This is a genomic window from Oerskovia flava, assembly GCF_026163685.1.
GTDB classification, from domain to species: Bacteria; Actinomycetota; Actinomycetes; order Actinomycetales; family Cellulomonadaceae; genus Oerskovia_A; species Oerskovia_A flava.
Genome location: NZ_JAOXSR010000002.1, coordinates 31,693 through 48,170, shown reverse-complemented (window position 1 = coordinate 48,170; position 16,478 = coordinate 31,693). Strand labels below are relative to the sequence as shown.

Below are 16,478 nucleotides of genomic sequence, written 5' to 3'. Positions count from 1 at the left end.
GTCGCACGGTCCAGGTCGGGTCATCGGGTCTGGGCCACCCACGAAGCGTGCATGGCCGCGTAGACGCCGCCCGCGCGAGCGAGCTCGACGTGCGGTCCGACCTCCACGACCTCCCCCTGGTCGACGACCACGACGAGGTCCGCGGCCTCGGCGGTCGACAGGCGGTGGGCGATCGTGATGGTCGACCGACCGGCCGTGAGCGAGTCGAGAGCCCGGGCGATGCGCACCTCCGTGGCGGGGTCCACCGCCGAGGTCGCCTCGTCGAGCACGAGCAGGTCCGCCTCGGCGAGGTAGGCACGCGCGATCGCGACGAGCTGGCGCTCGCCTGCCGAGAGCCCTTCGCCCCGCTGGCCGACGTCGGTGCGCAGCCCGTCGGGCAGGTCGGCCACCCAGTCGGTGAGCCCCAGCTCGGCGACGGCCTCGACGATCCGGTCGTCGAGAGCACTGCCCGGCGTGACGGTCGTCGCGCCGTCGGCGCTCTCGGCTCTGTCCCCGCCCCCGAGAGCGGTTCCCCGGGTGCCGTAGGCGATGTTCTCGGCGAGCGTGCCGTCGAAGAGGAAGCCCTCCTGGGGAACGAGGACGACCCGCTCGCGCAGGTTCGTGCCCGAGATCTCGCGCAGGTCCGTGCCGTCGAGCAGCACGCGCCCGGCGGTCGGGTCCATGAGGCGGGTCACGAGCTTGGCGATGGTCGTCTTGCCCGAGCCCGTCTGCCCCACGACCGCGACCGACGTCTGCTCCGGGAAGTCGAGGTCGACCCCGTGCAGCACCTCGGGTCCGCCCGGGTAGGCGAACCGCACACCCTCCAGGCGCACGTGGGCGGGTCCGCGCGGGGTACGCACGCCGCCGGGGCCGGGGTCGGCGACCTGGACGGGGGTCTCCACCACTGCGAGGACCCGTCGCCAGCCGGCCACGGCGTTCTGGAGCTCGTTGAGGATCTCGGTCGCCATCTGCACCGGACCGGTGAAGAGCTGGACGAGGAAGAGGAACGCCACGAGCTCGCCCGTGCTGAGGCCCCCGCCGATCCCGAGCATCGTGCCGACGACCACGACGACCGACAGCACGAGGTTCGCGACGAGGACGCCCGAGGAGAAGACGAGCGCCACGAGCTTCTGCGCGCGGACCATGGCCGAGCGCGTGGACTCCACCGCCGCGTCGATGCGCCGGCCGGTGCGCCCGGCGGCACCGTAGGCGCGGATGGTCTCGGCGCCGACGACGGACTCCGAGATCGCGCCGAGCATCGCGCCGACCCGCGCCCGCACGGCCGTGTAGGCGACGTTGACGCGGCGCTGCGCCGGGCGCAGCACGAGGAACAGCGGGATGAAGCATGCCCACACGACGAGGGTCAGCTGCCAGGAGTAGACCGACATCAGGACGGTCGCGACGCCGATCTGCAGGATCGAGACGAGCAGCATGATGCCGCCCCACTGCACGAACAGCGAGATCGTGTCGACGTCGCTCGTCACGCGGGAGACGAGCGCACCGCGGCGCTCGGTGTTCTGCGTGAGGACCGACAGGTCGTGCACGTGGCGGAACGCCCGCACCCGCAGGGCTGCCAGGCCCGCCTCGGTGGAGCGGAACAGCCGCACGTTGACGAACGCCGAGCACAGCCCGGCGACGACGAGCACGGCCGCGGCGACGCCCACGAGCAGCGCGACGCGCCCCGTGTCCGGTCCGTCCTCGGGCAGGATCCCCGTGTCGAGCGTCTGCTGGACCGCGATCGGGACCACCACCCGCCCGAGCGCCGCCGCGACGGCGAGGAGCAGGGTGACCCAGATGCCGTCGAGGATCTGCGGGGACATCTGCACGCCGCGGCGCAGCGTCGCGAAGACCCCCAGCTCGCTCGCCGAGGCGATCCGCGCGCCTGTCGCGTCCTCGACGACCTCCTCGTGCGCCGGACGCACGTTCGCCGCGGTGCTCACTCGGCCACCTCCTCGGTCGCGCGGTCGTCCTCGACGATGCCGTGCGGCTCGTCGATCTCGTCCTCGGCCGCGGCCGCGCGGCGGTCGGCCTCCTGCGCGTAGGCGGTGGCCAGCGCGCGGTAGCCGGCGTCGCGGGCGAGCAGCTCGTCGTGGGTGCCGACGTCGACCACGCGGCCGGACTCGACGTGCACGACGACGTCCGCGAGCGCGACGCTCGACATCCGGTAGGCGACCATGACGACGGTCGGCTGGGCGACCCCACGCTCCGTACCGGACCGCAGCCCGGCGAGGATCTGCTGCTCGACCCGGGGGTCGACGGCCGAGGTCGCGTCGTCCAGAACGAGGAGCTGCGGGGAGCGCACGAGCGCGCGGGCGATGGCCAGGCGCTGGCGCTGGCCGCCCGAGAGGTTGGCTCCCCGCTCCCCGAGCGGTGCATCGAGCCCGCCGGGCAGGTGCGCGACGACCTCGTCGACCTTGGCCAGGCGCAGGGCGGCCCACACGGCCTCGTCGGACGGCGCCCCGGCCTCCCCGTCGTCGGCGAGGGTCACGTTCGAGCGGACGGAGTCCTCGAAGATGAACGTCGACTGCGCGACGAGAGCGACCCGGGAGGTGAGGTCGGCCGGCCGCACGGTCCGGATGTCCACCCCGTCGAGCAGGACGCGGCCGCGCGTCGGGTCCGAGAGCCGCGCCAGCAACGACACGAGGGTCGTCTTGCCTGCGCCGGTCGGGCCGACGACGGCCACGGTGCTGCCGGGCGCGAGGTCGAGATCAACGCCGTCGAGCAGCGTGATGGTGCGGCCACCGGCGCGCACGTCCACGCCCACTCCCTCGACGCGCACGTGTGCGCCCGCCCCGCCGGCGGGGACGTGCACCGTGCCGGGCTCGAGGATCCCGCCGGCGTCGAGCACCCGGCTGATCCGCTCGTACCCGACGAGCCCGCGGGGCAGCTCCCCCAGCACCCAGCCGAAGGCTCGGACCGGGACGGCCATGACCGTCAGGAGATAGGCCGCCGTGACGACGTCGCCCGTCGCGACGTCCCCGGACGCGATCCGCACCACACCCACACCGAGCACCAGGAGCGTGCCCAGGGACGGCAACAGCTCGATGACCGGGTCGAAGAAGGCCCGCACCACGCCCACCCGCACGTTCGCGGCCCGCAGCTCGTCGGCGCGGGCGGCGAACCGGCGCTCCTCGCGGTCCTCGGTCCCGAGCGACTTGACGAGCAGCGCGGCCTCGAAGCTCTCGTGCGCGACGTCGGAGACCTCCGCGCGCAGCTGCTGCGCACGCGTGATCGCCGGTGACATGTAGCGCTGGAAGACGACGTTGACCACGATCGCGACGGGGATGACCACCAGGGCCGCGCACGCCAGCCAGACATCGACGCGGAACAGCATCACGGCCGCCACGACGATCATCACGACGACCCCGAGCGCGAAGGGCAGCGGGTTGAACACACCGGTCGCGGCTTCGACGTCGGAGTTCGCGTTCGACAGGAGCTGACCCGTGGGGTGCGCCCGGTGCCACGACATGGGCAGGCGCAGGTACTGGTGGGTCACCGCGGTGCGGTGGCGCGCCTGGAGGTTCGCGAAGCCGTAGCCCGCGAAGACCCGTCGTGCGGCGACCGTCAGCGCGAGGGTGACGGCGATGCCGGCCAGGACGAGCCCGGCGACCCAGATACGGCTGCGCGCCTCGGCGTCGCCCGCGAGCGCCGGGACCACCACGGAGTCCGTCACCTGGCCGATCGCCTGGCTCATCAGGACCGTCACGCCGCCGAACAGCGCGGACGAGCCGATCGCGAGGACGTAGATCCGCCACTCGGCGCGCAGGCCGCGTCCGATCAGCTGGGCGGAGCGTCGCAGCCGCGAACCGGTCAGCCCGTGACCACCGGGGCGGGTCCTGCCCTCACGGGTCGCCGACGAGTCGTTGGACGTCGCGGCGGGGGTGGTGCCGTTCCGGGTCCGATGGTGTGCGCGGTCATGTGTGCTCCCTGGCACAGGCACGGACGAACCTCGTCTTCCTGATAGGCGGTATCGCGATCTTCTCATACGGCACCGACAGGATGAGCCGTGCGAGCATGGCGCCATGGCCTGGCACGAGACGCAACGCGCGGCGCTGGCCGCCGCCCTCACCGAGCACGACCCCGACGCGCCGACCCTGTGCGAGGGGTGGCAGGCACGGCACCTCGCGGCGCACGTCCTGCTGCGGGAGCGCTCGCCCTGGCTCGCGGCGGCGTTGGTCACCCCGGGACTGCGCGGGCGTGCGCAGCGCCACTTCGAGGCGGTCGCGGCGGTCGACGACGCCGGCTACCGCGAGCTCGTCGCCCGGTTCGCGACCCCGCCGCCGGCGTGGAGCCCGTGGTCCTGGGCGGGTGAGCAGATCAACACCGTGGAGTACTTCGTGCACACCGAGGACGTCCGCCGTGGTGCCGGCGACGTGGTGCCACGTGACCTCGAGCACGGTCTCGAACGAGCGCTGTGGGGACGTCTGACCCAGGCGGCCCGGCTCGCCTACCGCCGCTCCCCCGCGGGCGTCGTCCTCGCCGTGCCGGGCGGACCGCGCCGGGAGGTGCGCCGCCCGCGCGCAGGGCACGGGTCCGTCGTCGTCTCCGGGCGCCCCGGGGAGCTGCTGCTGCACGCGTTCGGCCGCGGTGCCCGCGCCGACGTCACGCTCGACGGAGCGCCGGCGGACGTCGACGCGCTGCGCGCGGTCGCGCCCGCCTGAGGCTGCTCGACAGAGCGCTCAGCGGACGACGAGCCCGGCCGCCCGCATGTCCGCCTTGACGTCACCGACCGTGAGGGTGCCGAAGTGGAAGACGCTCGCGGCGAGCACGGCGTCGGCGCCCGCCTGCGCGGCGGCCGTGAAGTGCGCCGCAGTCCCGGCCCCTCCGCTGGCGACGAGCGGGACGCGGACCTGGGAGCGCACCGCGGCGAACATCTCGAGGTCGAAGCCGGCGGTCGTGCCGTCGGCGTCCATCGAGTTGAGCAGGATCTCGCCCGCACCGAGCTCGGCGACCTTCTCGGCCCACGCCACCGCGTCGATGCCGGTGCCCCGGCGACCGCCGTGCGTCGTGACCTCGAAGCCGGAGTCCGTCCGCGTGTCGCCGGTCACCCGCCGTGCGTCCACCGACAGCACGAGCACCTGGCTGCCGAACCGGTCGGCGATCTCGGCCACGAGCTCCGGCCGGGCGATCGCCGCGGTGTTCACCCCGACCTTGTCCGCTCCCGCGCGCAGCAGACGGTCCACGTCCTCGGGCGTCCGCACGCCTCCGCCCACGGTGAGGGGGACGAAGACCTGCTCGGCCGTGCGTCGCACGACGTCGTACGTCGTCTCGCGGTTCCCGGACGAGGCCGACACGTCGAGGAAGGTGAGCTCGTCGGCGCCCTCCGCGTCGTAGCGCGCAGCGAGCTCGACCGGGTCGCCCGCGTCGCGCAGGTTCTCGAAGTTGACACCCTTGACGACGCGCCCGGCGTCGACGTCCAGGCACGGGATCACTCGGACCGCGACCGTCATGTGCTCTCGACCATCCTCTTCACGTTCGTGGCTGTGCCCCGGCGGACGCTCACTCGTCCTCCTCGACGGCGCCCTCGTCGACGACCGGGAAGTGGGCGTCGAGGATGTCGACGACGTACACCAGCGTCGACTCGGCGAGCGGGGAGGCCGTGCCACCGTAACCGAGCTCCGGCGGGACGACCAGCAGCACCTGGCTGCCGACCGACTGCTCGAGCAGGCCCAGCTCCAGACCTTCGATGACCTGCCCGATGCCGATCATCGTCGACATGGGCGCCGAACCCTCGCCCCAGGTGGAGTCGAAGACCTCCCCCGTCTCCCAGCTCACCCCCGTGAAGCGCATCGTGACGACCTGCCCGGCCTCGACCTGCGGCCCGTGCCCGCGGATGAGCGGCTGGACGGCGAGCTCGCCGGGAGGCGTCGTCTCCGGCGGCACCGTGACGGTCGGTGCGCCGTCCTCGGCACGGACCACGGTGGGGGCGCCCTCGACCGGCGCGACGGGCTCGCCGTCGGCCCGGGAGGGCAGCACGTCGACGGTGAGGACGACGGGCACACCGTCGTCCTCCTCCACGTAGAGCACCCGGGCGCCCACGCGCTGACCGACCAGCGCCTCGGCGAGGCCCTCGCCGAGGCCCTCGGCGGTCAGCATGAAGGGCAGCGGCGCGTCGACGAAGGTGTTCTGCAGGACTCCCGCGTCCCGGCCGTCCTGCGCGTACATGTTGAGCAGGACGGCGTCGCCCTCCGCCAGCACGGCACCGGTCCCCGGCCACACGACCTGGGACCGTGGCTCCGGCACCTCGAGAGGCGTCGCGTACTCGAACGAGGGAGGCTCGTCCGACGTGCCGGTCACCGTCACGGCGGTGTTCGCGGGCACCGGCTCCTCGTCCGGGGGCGGCGCGCAGGCCGCGGCGCCGAGGGCGACGGCGGCCGTGAGGATCGTCGTCAGGACGACGGCGGGCGGGCGACGCACTGGACCTCCGGTCGGTCGGTGGACGGGTGGCGTCCGTGGATTCGGACCGCACACAGGATGCCAGACGGCGCACGGCGCGCCCGCACGCGCGGGTCAGATCAACGTCACATCGACGTCACATCGACTCGATGAGCCGATCCACCCGGTCGTCCACGCTGCGGAACGGGTCCTTGCAGAGCACGGTCCGCTGGGCCTGGTCGTTGAGCTTGAGGTGCACCCAGTCGACCGTGTAGTCCCGGCGCGCGTCCTGCGCGGCCCGCACGAAGTCGCCCCGAAGCTTGGCCCGGGTGGTCTGCGGCGGGACGGCGGTGGACTCGAAGACCTCGAGGTCCGTCGTCACGCGCTCGACCATGCCGCGCGCGGCGAGCAGGTTGTACAGGCCCTCCGTGCGCGAGATGTCGTGGTAGGCGAGGTCGAGACGGGCGATCCGGGGGTCGTCGAGCTCGAGCCCGTGCTTGGCCTGGTAGCGGCGCAGGATCTTCAGCTTGATCACCCAGTCGAGCTCCCGGTCGACCAACGACAGGTCGTCGGTCTCGAGCGCGCGCAGGCCCCGCTCCCACAGGTCGAGCACCTGCTTGACGATGGGAGTCGGGTCGACGTTCGCGTCCACGAACTCCTTCACCCGCTGCAGGTACTCCCCCTGCAGGTCGACCGCGGTCACCGTGCGTCCGCTCGCGAGCTGGACGGGGTGCAGCCCCGTCATGTCGTGGCTGATCTCCCGGATCGAGCGGATCGGGTTCTCCAGCGCCATGTCCCGCATCGGCACGCCCGCCTCGATCATGCGCAGGACGAGGTCCGTCGCCCCGACCTTGAGCATCGTCGTCGTCTCCGCCATCGACGAGTCGCCCACGATCACGTGCAGCCGGCGGTAGTGCTCGGCGTCGGCGTGCGGCTCGTCGCGCGTGTTGATGATCGGCCGCGACCGGGTCGTGGCGCTCGAGACCGCCTCCCAGATGTGGTCGGCCCGCTGCGAGAGGCAGTACACGGCACCGCGAGGGGTCGTGAGCACCTTGCCCGCACCCGTGAGGACCTGCCGGGTGATGAAGAACGGCACGAGGACGTCCGACAGCCGCGCGAAGTCACCCTGCCGGCGCACGAGGTAGTTCTCGTGGCAGCCGTAGGAGTTGCCCGCGGAGTCGGTGTTGTTCTTGAACAGGTGGATCTTGCCCGGCAGGCCCTCGTGCTCGAGGCGCTGCTGGGCGTCGGCGATCAACCCCTCGAGGATCCGCTCGCCCCCGCGGTCGTAGGCGACGAGCTGGCGGATGTCGTCGCACTCGGCCGTCGCGTACTCCGGGTGGGAGCCGACGTCCAGGTACAGCCGCGACCCGTTGCGCAGGAACACGTTCGACGACCTGCCCCACGCCACGACCTTGCGGAACAGGTAACGCGCCACCTCGTCGGCCGACAGCCCGCGCCCGTCGTCGGACGCGCATGTCACCCCGTACTCGGTCTCCAGGCCGAAGATCCTGCGATCCATGAACGCTCCTACTCCGCCGACAGCAGCTCGTCGAGCACGGGGCCGGTCAGTCGCCGGAACGCCCGGCGCGGGCGCGTGCGGTCCAGCACGGCGACCTCCAGCTGGCTCGCCGGGATACGTGCCTCCTCGGAAGGCGCGTTCCCGTCCTGCTGGTCGCCGGCGGACGCCGTGGGTGCCGCACCCCCGGCGCCGAGCGTCGTGACCGCGAGCCGCAGGACGTCGGCGAGCCCGAGCCCGGGCTCCCACCGCTCGCCGAGCGCGCGACCGAGCCGTTCCGCCTCGCCGCCCATCACGACGAAACCCTGCTCGTCGGCGACCGATCCGTCGTACGACAGCCGGTAGATCTGGTCCTGCGCCGCGCTCTCGCCGACCTCGGCGACCACGAGCTCGACCTCGAGCGGCTTGGACTCGGTGGTGAAGACCGTGCCGAGCGTCTGCGCGTACGCGTTCGCGAGGCCCCGCGCGTTGACGTCCGAGCGGTCGTAGGAGTAGCCGCGCAGGTCGGCGTATCGGACGCCGGCGACCCGCAGGTTCTCGAACTCGTTGTACTTGCCGACCGCGGCGAACGCGATCCGGTCGTAGATCTCCGAGATCTTGTGCAGCGCACGGGACGGGTTCTGGGTGGCGAACGCGATCCCGTCGGCGTACTGGATCACGACGACGGACCGCCCGCGCGCGATGCCCTTGCGCGCGAAGTCCGCGCGGTCCTTCATGAGCTGCTCGGGCGAGACGTAGAACGGCATGCTCATGAGGGCTCCTCCCCTGACCGGCGGTGACTTCCCGCCCGGCGTGCGTCGTCGCCGCGGGCCGCCACGACCTGGTCGGCCACCCGGCCGAGGGTGTCGTCGTCGACCCGCCGGTACCCGGCGCTCGTGACCGTCGCCACCACCGGCCAGATCTGCCGGACGGTGTCGGGCCCGCCCGTCGCGGAGTCGTCGTCGGCCGCGTCGAACAGCGCCTCGAGCGCCGTGCGCACGGCACCGGCCTCGTCGAGACCGGGACGCCAGAGCTTCTTCAGCGAGCCGCGGGCGAAGACCGACCCCGAGCCGACGCTGTGGTGGTCACGCTCCTCGTACCGCCCCCCGGTGACGTCGTAGGAGAAGATCCGGCCCGCACCGCGGTCGAGGTCGTACCCCGCGAACAGCGGGACGACCGCGAGGCCCTGCAGCGCCAGGCCGAGGTTCTGGCGGATCATGGTCGAGAGCCGGTTCGCCTTGCCGTCGAGCGAGAGCAGCGTCCCCTCGATCTTCTCGTAGTGCTCGAGCTCGAGCTGGAAGAGCCGCACCAGCTCGACGGCGATCCCGGCCGTGCCGGCGATCCCGACGGCCGAGTACTCGTCCGCCGGGAAGACCTTCTCGATCTCCCGGTGCGCGATCATCGAGCCCATCGTCGCCCGACGGTCGCCGGCCATGACGACCCCGCTCTGCGCCCCGTCGTCGAAGGTCAGCGCGACGATCGTGGTCGCGTGCGGCGCGAGCTGCGCCCCGGCCGCCCCGGCACCGGTGTCCCGGTGGGAGGGGAGCATCTCCGGTGCGTGCCCGGTGAGGAAGTCGACGAACGACGAGGATCCTGGTGTCCTGAAGGCGTCAGGCAGCCGCCCTGAACGATCGGTGCTCACAGGTCCTACTGCCCGCCCTTCTGCACGAAGCCCCGGACGAACGACTCCGCGTTCGACTCGAGCACCTCGTCGATCTCCTCGAGCAACGAGTCGACCTCGGCGTCGCGCGCCTGCGTGGACGGAGCCGTGGGGACGGCCGGCGCATCGGCGTCGTCGTCGGGACGGCGATCCTCGTGCGACCCGCTCGTACGTTCCTGACCCGCCATGGATGCCTCCTCGGTGCTGAAGCGTGAGGGGAGCCCCACGCTCGTCGTACGTCGTGCCCGTCACGTGTGCTGGCCACGTGCCGGACCTGCAGGGAGACTCGCTCCCCGACCTCCAGCCTAGGCCCTGGACGTCACCGCGTCCCCGACAGACCCGCCAGGAGGGCGCCCGCGTCCGGGCTGGTGTCCAGCAGGGCGCCGATGTGTGCCCGGGTGCCCCGGAGCGGGTCCATCATGGGCACCCGCTGCAGGGCAGGGGCGCCCGCGACGTCGAAGATCACCGAGTCCCAGCTCGCGGCGGAGACCTGGTCGCCGTACCGGGCCATGACCTCCCCGCGGAAGTACGCGCGGGTGTCCTCCGGCGCGTGGTGGACGGCCTGCGCGACGGCGGTCTCGTCCACCAGCCGCTCGACGGCGCCCGCCGCGAGCAGGCGGTGGTAGACACCCCGCTCCGGTCGCACGTCCGACCACTGCAGGTCCATCGCGGCCAGCCGTGGGTGCCCCCAGTCGATGCCGTCCCGCGACCGCAGCCCGTCGAGCAGACGCAGCTTCGCGACCCACTCGACCTCGCGCACGCACGACCTCCGGTCGGTCGCGAGCCGTTCGAGGACCGAGCGCCACCGCTCGAGCGCGGCCTCGCTCGCGGCGTCGGTCCCGAGCGCGGCGAGCGACCCGGCGACGACCTCGGCGTAGGCGCGCTGGACCTCCAGCGCCGTCAGGCGACGGCCGTCCGCCAGGTCGAGGCGCGTGGTGAGGTCGAGGTCGCGGCTGACCCGGTGCACGTCCCCGACAGGGTCGCGCAGGCGCAGACCGGCCAGGGTCGCCCGCACGCCGTCGGGCAGGTCGTCGAGACGCTCCAGGACGAACAGCACCAACGAGGTCGTGCCGAGCTTGAGGTACGTCGCGACCTCGAAGAGGTTCGCGTCGCCGATGATCAGGTGCAGTCGGCGCCACCGGGCCCGGTCGGCGTGCGGCTCGTCACGCGTGTTGACGATCGGACGGCGCAGAGTGGTCTCCAGACCCACCTCCGCCTCGACGTAGTCGGCGCGCTGGGAGATCTGGAAGCCGTCCTCCTCGCCGCCGGGCCCGAGCCCGACGCGGCCCGAGCCGCTGAACACCTGGCGGGTGACGAGGAAGGGTGTGAGCAGCTCGACGATCGTCGAGAACGGCACGGCCCGCTCGACGAGGTAGTTCTCGTGCGTGCCGTAGCTGGCGCCCTTGCCGTCGACGTTGTTCTTGTAGAGCGCCACCTCGGAACCCGGGACGTTCGCGAGCTCGCGCGCCGCGGCCAGCATGATGCGCTCGCCCGCCACGTCCCAGCACACGCCGTCCAGCGGGGAGGTGACCTCGGGCGAGGAGTACTCGGGGTGCGCGTGGTCGACGTAGAGCCGCGCGCCGTTGGTGAGGATGACGTTGGCGGCGCTCGGGTCGTCGTACTCCTCGGCGGTCGGGCGCGCCAGCTCCTGGAAGCCGTCCGGGGCCGCGTCGCCCTCCCCCGGGGCACCGGGTGCCGAGGCGTCCGGGCCGGACGGTGCCGGTCGCTCCGGGTCGTCGGTGAGCAGCGAGGGGTGCGCCGACGCCCGCGGGAGGTGGAACCCGCGGGCGTCCGCGAGCGGGTCCTCGTCGTCGTAGTCCCAGCGGGCCCGACCGCGTGCGCCGTCGCTGCGCGCGGCGAGCGCGCGATAGGTGGTCACGACCTGGCTGGACATCAGCATCGGGTTCGCGAGCGGCCGCCCGGGTTGCAGGACGCCGTACTCGGTCTCGATGCCCATCACTCGACGCACGCTCACGCGCACACCCTATGCCGGACCACCCGCGCCCGGTCGACGGTGTCCACCGGGCGCGGCGGCGGTGCTACAGGTACTGGCCCGTGTTGGTCACGGTGTCGATCGTGCGGGGCGCCGAGCCCTCGCCCTTCTTCTGGACGATCGTGCGGATGAAGACGATGCGCTCGCCCTTCTTCCCGGAGATCCGCGCCCAGTCGTCGGGGTTCGTGGTGTTCGGCAGGTCCTCGTTCTCCTTGAACTCGTCCACGCACGCCGTCAGCAGGTGCTCGACGCGGATGCCGCGACGGCCCGTGGCCAGCAGGTCCTTGATCGCAGACTTCTTGGCGCGGTCGACGACGTTCTGGATCATCGCCCCGGAGTTGAAGTCCTTGAAGTACAGGATCTCCTTGTCACCGCTGGCGTAGGTCACCTCGAGGAACTGGTTCTCCTCCTCCTCGGAGTACATCCGCTCCACGACGCTGCGGATCATCGCGTCGATGGCCTCGCGCTCGTCGCCACCGTGCTCGTCGAGGTCGTCGGGGTGGATCGGCAGGTCCGTGGTGAGGTACTTCGCGAAGATCTCCTTGGCGCCCTCGGCGTCCGGGCGCTCGATCTTGATCTTCACGTCGAGGCGTCCCGGGCGCAGGATGGCCGGGTCGATCATGTCCTCACGGTTGGACGCACCGATGACGATGACGTTGTCGAGCCGCTCCACGCCGTCGATCTCGGAGAGGAGCTGCGGGACGATCGTCGTCTCGACGTCGGACGACAGGCCCGTCCCGCGCGTGCGGAACAGCGACTCCATCTCGTCGAAGAACACGACGACCGGGGTGCCCTGCGAGGCCTTCTCCCGCGCCCGCGCGAAGATCAGCCGGATGTGCCGCTCCGTCTCGCCGACGTACTTGTTGAGCAGCTCGGGGCCCTTGACGTTGAGGAAGTAGCTCTTGACCCCCGCCGAGCCGTCGCTCACGTCCTCCCCGCGGGCCGCGGCCACGGTGTGCGCGAGCGAGTTGGCGACCGCCTTGGCGATGAGCGTCTTGCCGCACCCGGGCGGGCCGTAGAGCAGCACGCCCTTCGGCGGGCGCAGGCCGTGCTCGCGGAACAGGTCGGGGTGGCTGAACGGCAGCTCGACCGCGTCGCGGATCTGCTCGATCTGCGGACCGAGCCCGCCGATGTCCTCGTAGCGGATGTCCGGGACCTCCTCGAGCACGAGCTCCTCGACCTCGGACTTCGGGATGACCTCGAAGACGAAGCCGCTCCGGGTGTCGATCGTCAGGGAGTCGCCCACGCGCAGCGGGCCGTCCACGAGCGAACCGGCCAGGCGCACGACGCGCTCCTCGTCGGCGCGGCCGACGACCAGCACGCGGTCGGCGTCGAGCACCTCCTTGACGGTGACGATCTCGCCCGTCTGCTCGTAGCCGCCCGCGGCCACGACCGTCATCGCCTCGTTGAGCTTGACCTCCTGGCCGGGGCGCAGGTGGTCCAGCTCGAGGCTCGGGCTCGCGCCCACGTGCATCTTGCGCCCCGCGGCCGAGACGTCGACCGACCCGTCCGGGTGCGCGGCCAGGAACACGGCGTACGTGCCCGGAGGCTTCGCCAGGTCGTCGATCTGGCGCTTGAGGTCGATGATCTGGTCGCGCGCGGCGCGCAGCGCCTCGGCGAGGCGCTCGTTCTTGGCGGAGAGCAGCGCGATCTCTCGTGCCGTGCTCCGGGCGCCGTGCTCGTCACCTGGTGTCTGGCTCATGGGGTGTCCCCTCTCGCAGGCAGCTCGCCCGGCCGGCGTCGCACCATCCGGCCGAGAGCATGACCTTAGGCACAATCGTCCTCGCCGCACAGACAGGACACCCCTGGTGAGACGGGTGGTACGCGATCGTTACCGGACCGTCACGCCACGGTCACCGGGCGGCTCAGTCGGTCGAGTCGCCCTGCACGCCGGGGCCGGACTGGTCCGTCGGGGCGGTCTGGTCGGTGGGGGTGCCGTGGCCCACGTCGCGGCGCACGCGGCGGATCTTCTTCTCCGACACGGGCCGCTCCCCCAGGTCCTCGGGCAGCCACTGGCTCTCCTCGGGGTAGGCGCCCTTCGCCGGGCGGCGCTTGCGCTCGGGCGGGGCGGTCCCGTCGGCCAGACGGCGGGTGGTCAGGAGGAACCCGGTGTGCCCGATCATGCGGTGCTGCGGACGCACCGCGAGCCCTTCGAGGTGCCAGCCGCGCACCATCGACTCCCAGGCGACCGGCTCGGCGTAGCGACCGTCGGCGCGCACGTCCTCGGCGAGCCGCGAGAGCTGCGTCGTCGTCGCGACGTAGCAGACGAGGACACCACCGGGCGCGAGCGCGACCGCCGTCGCGCCGAGGTTCTCCCAGGGCGCGAGCATGTCCAGCACGACCCGGTCGACGGTGCCGGGCTCGGCGATCGTCGGCAGCACGTCGGCGAGGTCGCCGACCGAGAGCTCCCAGGCCGGGTGCGGCCCGCCGAAGAACGTCTCGACGTTGCCGCGCGCGATGTCCGCGAAGTCCTCGCGCCGCTCGATCGAGTGCAGCGATCCGTGGTCGCCGACGGCGCGCAGCAGCGACATCGACAGCGCACCCGAGCCGACGCCCGCCTCGACGACGCGCGCACCGGGGAAGATGTCCGCCATGGCGACGATCTGGCCGGCGTCCTTCGGGTAGACCACGGCGGCGCCGCGCGGCATGGAGAGCACGTAGTCGCTGAGCAGCGGACGCAGCGCGAGGTACTCGATGCCCGCGGTGTTGCGCACGACCGACCCCTCGGGGCGGCCGATGAGGTCGTCGTGGGCGAAGTAGCCGCGGTGCGTGTGGAACGTCGCACCGGGCGCGAGCGTGATGGTGTGCAGGCGACCGCGCGGGTCGGTGAGCTGCACCTTGTCGCCCGTGCGCAGCAGGCCGCGGCGCTGGTCGGCGCCCGTGGCCCCGCCGGTCTGGTGGCCGGTCGACGTGGCGCGCACCTGCGGCTCGGTGGGCATCTCGGACGCTGCGGGTACCTCGGGCTCGTGGGTCACGGGGCACCATCCTACGGTCGGGCGGGTCGTGACCCTCCGCGCGCGCTCTGCAGGGCGGCGATGACCCGGGTGACGTCGAGCGCGCCGACGACCCGTCCGGCGTCGGTCACCACGACGAGCGAGGTGGACCGCGCCGTGGCCGCCAGGTGGTCGACCAGGTCCGCGCCCGACGCCTCGATGTCGACGCGCGCGGCGGGCGGCAGCCCGACGCTGACGGCGGAGACAGGGGTCCGGGTCGCGTCGGCCTCGGGCACGCTGCGCGCCGCGGCGTCGTCGACGTACGCGACCGGCGTCCCGGCGGGGTCGAGGACGAGCGCACGGGCGCCCGGCGCCGCGGCGAGGGCGCGCACGGCGTCCGCGACCGCCGATCCGGGGTGCACCGTGACGACCGGCTGGGCCAGCGCGCGCACGGAGATCGCCGCCACGGCCTCGCGGGCGCGACCGGCACGCATCGCCGAGCCGGCGCCGGACCACAGGAACGCGCCGATGAGCGCCGCCCACGCGACGGTGAAGAGGTCGGGCTGCGCCCCACGGCTCAGCGGCCACGTCAACGCCCACACGACGATCCCGACGGCGACGGCGCGTCCGACCCAGCCCGCCGCGATGGTGCCGCGCGTGCGCGAGCCGGTGGCGGCCCAGACCACGGACTCGAGGATCTGCCCGCCGTCGAGGGGCAGGCCCGGCAGGAGGTTGAACACCCCGACGAACACGTTGGCGAACGCGGCGGCGTACAGCAGCAGGGCCGGGACCCCGAGCACGGCCTGCGCCTGGAAGGCGAGCCAGAACGCGCCGCCGAGGAGCAGGTTCGTCAGCGGCCCGACCACGGAGATCAGCACCCCGTCCAGGGGGCGGCGCGACGAGCCCGCGTACGCGGTGTGCCCGCCCCAGAGCGTGACCGCGAGCTCGGTGACCTCGTGGCCCCGTGCGCGTGCGACGAGCGCGTGCGCGACCTCGTGGAGGAACACCGAGCCGAAGAGCAGCAGGACGAACGCGAACGCGACGACGTAGATCCCGCCGCCCAGCTGCGGGGCGGCCCGCTGCACGGTCGGCGCGAAGAGCAGGGTGAGGATCGCCGCCGCGAGGAACCACGACCGGGTGAGGATCACGGGCGCACCGGCGACGCGGCCGATCACCCATCCCTTGGTGCGCGACGGCGCCCGCCCGGGTGCGGCGCGTCCGGTCGGCTCCCGGCCCGCGGGCCCTGTGCTGTCCACCCGGCCAGCCTAGTGAGGACCGCCGGCGGACAGGGCGTCGTCCTCCGCCATGAGGTCGACGACCTCGCCCGCGGCGATCCGACGCAGGAGCGCGAGGTCGACCCGCTCGAGGGTCGGGGTCCGGCTCAGACCAGCCTGCCGGCGCACCGGCACGACCGCCTGCACGCCGAGCGTCGCGGCCCCGGCGGCCCGCGCCGACCCGATGCCCGCGGGCGAGTCCTCGATCGCGACGCACCGCGTCACGTCGACACCCAGCCGCTCCGCGGCGACCAGGTACGGCTCGGGGTGGGGCTTGCCGTGCTCCACCTCGTCCCCGCACACGAGGACGTCGAACGCCCCGGCCGGGGCGAGCTCGACGATCGGCTGCGCCAGCGCACGGTAGGACATCGTCACCAGCGCGCACGGCACGCCCTCGGCCCGGAGCGCGCTGAGCAGCTCGAGCGCCCCGGGCTGCCACGGCACCTGCTCCCTGACCTGCTCCCCCACGCGCTTGAGGAGGTACGTCACGATCTCCTCCACGGGGAGGTCGACGCCGGCGCGTTGCAGGAGGCGCGCGGACTCGGGCAGCGGGTTGCCGACGAGCGCGAGCGCCTGCTCGTGCGACCAGGTCCCGCCGTGCGCCTCGACGAGCTCGTGCTCACCGCGGATCCAGTACGGCTCCGTGTCGACCAGGGTGCCGTCCATGTCCCACAGCACCGCCTCCGGCAGCAGGTGCCGCCGGTCGGTCGCCGAGAGCACCTGACCTGCCAGGGCGTCGTCAGATCCGCGTGCCAAAGAGAGCTCCATC

The 16,478-nt window shown here is 72.9% G+C and carries 14 protein-coding genes; 1 reads left to right on the top strand and 13 read right to left on the bottom strand.

Going from position 1 to position 16,478, the window contains the following annotated elements:
- Positions 1-20 precede the first annotated feature (20 nt).
- Positions 21-1,919: an ABC transporter ATP-binding protein gene (locus OHL10_RS04910; protein ID WP_265521070.1), complete on the bottom strand. Its 1,899-nt coding sequence runs from the start codon at positions 1,917-1,919 to the stop codon at positions 21-23.
- Entirely contained in the window at positions 1,916-3,793 is a 1,878-nt protein-coding gene (locus tag OHL10_RS04905) for an ABC transporter ATP-binding protein (RefSeq protein WP_425498970.1), read from the bottom strand. Before OHL10_RS04905 ends, OHL10_RS04910 begins: the two co-directional genes overlap by 4 nt.
- Before the next feature lie 208 nt (positions 3,794-4,001).
- Here OHL10_RS04905 and OHL10_RS04900 point away from each other — a divergent pair, with 208 nt between their 5' ends.
- Positions 4,002-4,640: a TIGR03085 family metal-binding protein gene (locus tag OHL10_RS04900; RefSeq protein ID WP_265521069.1), complete on the top strand. Its 639-nt coding sequence runs from the start codon at positions 4,002-4,004 to the stop codon at positions 4,638-4,640.
- An 18-nt stretch (positions 4,641-4,658) separates the two neighbouring features.
- Here OHL10_RS04900 and hisF read toward each other — a convergent pair whose 3' ends face one another.
- From hisF to OHL10_RS04845, 11 genes are all read right to left on the bottom strand, one after another.
- Positions 4,659-5,429 (bottom strand): imidazole glycerol phosphate synthase subunit HisF, encoded by a 771-nt coding sequence (gene hisF / locus OHL10_RS04895; protein WP_265521068.1) that lies wholly within the window; start codon positions 5,427-5,429, stop codon positions 4,659-4,661.
- 49 nt (positions 5,430-5,478) lie between these two features.
- A complete protein-coding gene (locus tag OHL10_RS04890; RefSeq protein WP_265521067.1) occupies positions 5,479-6,396 on the bottom strand; it encodes an FKBP-type peptidyl-prolyl cis-trans isomerase in 918 nt (305 codons plus the stop codon).
- A gap of 115 nt (positions 6,397-6,511) precedes the next feature.
- Positions 6,512-7,873, bottom strand: a complete 1,362-nt coding sequence (gene pafA / locus OHL10_RS04885; protein ID WP_265521066.1) for a Pup--protein ligase — start codon at positions 7,871-7,873, stop codon at positions 6,512-6,514.
- A gap of 8 nt (positions 7,874-7,881) precedes the next feature.
- Positions 7,882-8,622: a proteasome subunit alpha gene (prcA, locus tag OHL10_RS04880; protein ID WP_265521065.1), complete on the bottom strand. Its 741-nt coding sequence runs from the start codon at positions 8,620-8,622 to the stop codon at positions 7,882-7,884.
- Entirely contained in the window at positions 8,619-9,491 is an 873-nt protein-coding gene (prcB, locus tag OHL10_RS04875; protein ID WP_265521064.1) for a proteasome subunit beta, read from the bottom strand. The genes prcA and prcB overlap by 4 nt, the downstream gene beginning before the upstream one ends.
- 5 nt (positions 9,492-9,496) lie before the next feature.
- Positions 9,497-9,697 (bottom strand): ubiquitin-like protein Pup, encoded by a 201-nt coding sequence (locus OHL10_RS04870; RefSeq protein ID WP_265521063.1) that lies wholly within the window; start codon positions 9,695-9,697, stop codon positions 9,497-9,499.
- Between the two features lie 131 nt (positions 9,698-9,828).
- The gene (gene dop / locus OHL10_RS04865) at positions 9,829-11,466 is read right to left on the bottom strand and encodes a depupylase/deamidase Dop (protein ID WP_265521434.1); all 1,638 of its coding nucleotides are present in this window, start codon (positions 11,464-11,466) and stop codon (positions 9,829-9,831) included.
- Positions 11,467-11,548: 82 nt separating this feature from the next.
- The gene (gene arc, locus OHL10_RS04860) at positions 11,549-13,204 is read right to left on the bottom strand and encodes a proteasome ATPase (protein WP_265521062.1); all 1,656 of its coding nucleotides are present in this window, start codon (positions 13,202-13,204) and stop codon (positions 11,549-11,551) included.
- A gap of 163 nt (positions 13,205-13,367) precedes the next feature.
- The gene (locus OHL10_RS04855; RefSeq protein ID WP_265521433.1) at positions 13,368-14,441 is read right to left on the bottom strand and encodes a tRNA (adenine-N1)-methyltransferase; all 1,074 of its coding nucleotides are present in this window, start codon (positions 14,439-14,441) and stop codon (positions 13,368-13,370) included.
- Between the two features lie 47 nt (positions 14,442-14,488).
- Positions 14,489-15,691: a site-2 protease family protein gene (locus OHL10_RS04850; RefSeq protein ID WP_265521061.1), complete on the bottom strand. Its 1,203-nt coding sequence runs from the start codon at positions 15,689-15,691 to the stop codon at positions 14,489-14,491.
- A 9-nt stretch (positions 15,692-15,700) separates the two neighbouring features.
- The gene (locus OHL10_RS04845; protein ID WP_322645520.1) at positions 15,701-16,465 is read right to left on the bottom strand and encodes an HAD family hydrolase; all 765 of its coding nucleotides are present in this window, start codon (positions 16,463-16,465) and stop codon (positions 15,701-15,703) included.
- Positions 16,466-16,478 lie beyond the last annotated feature (13 nt).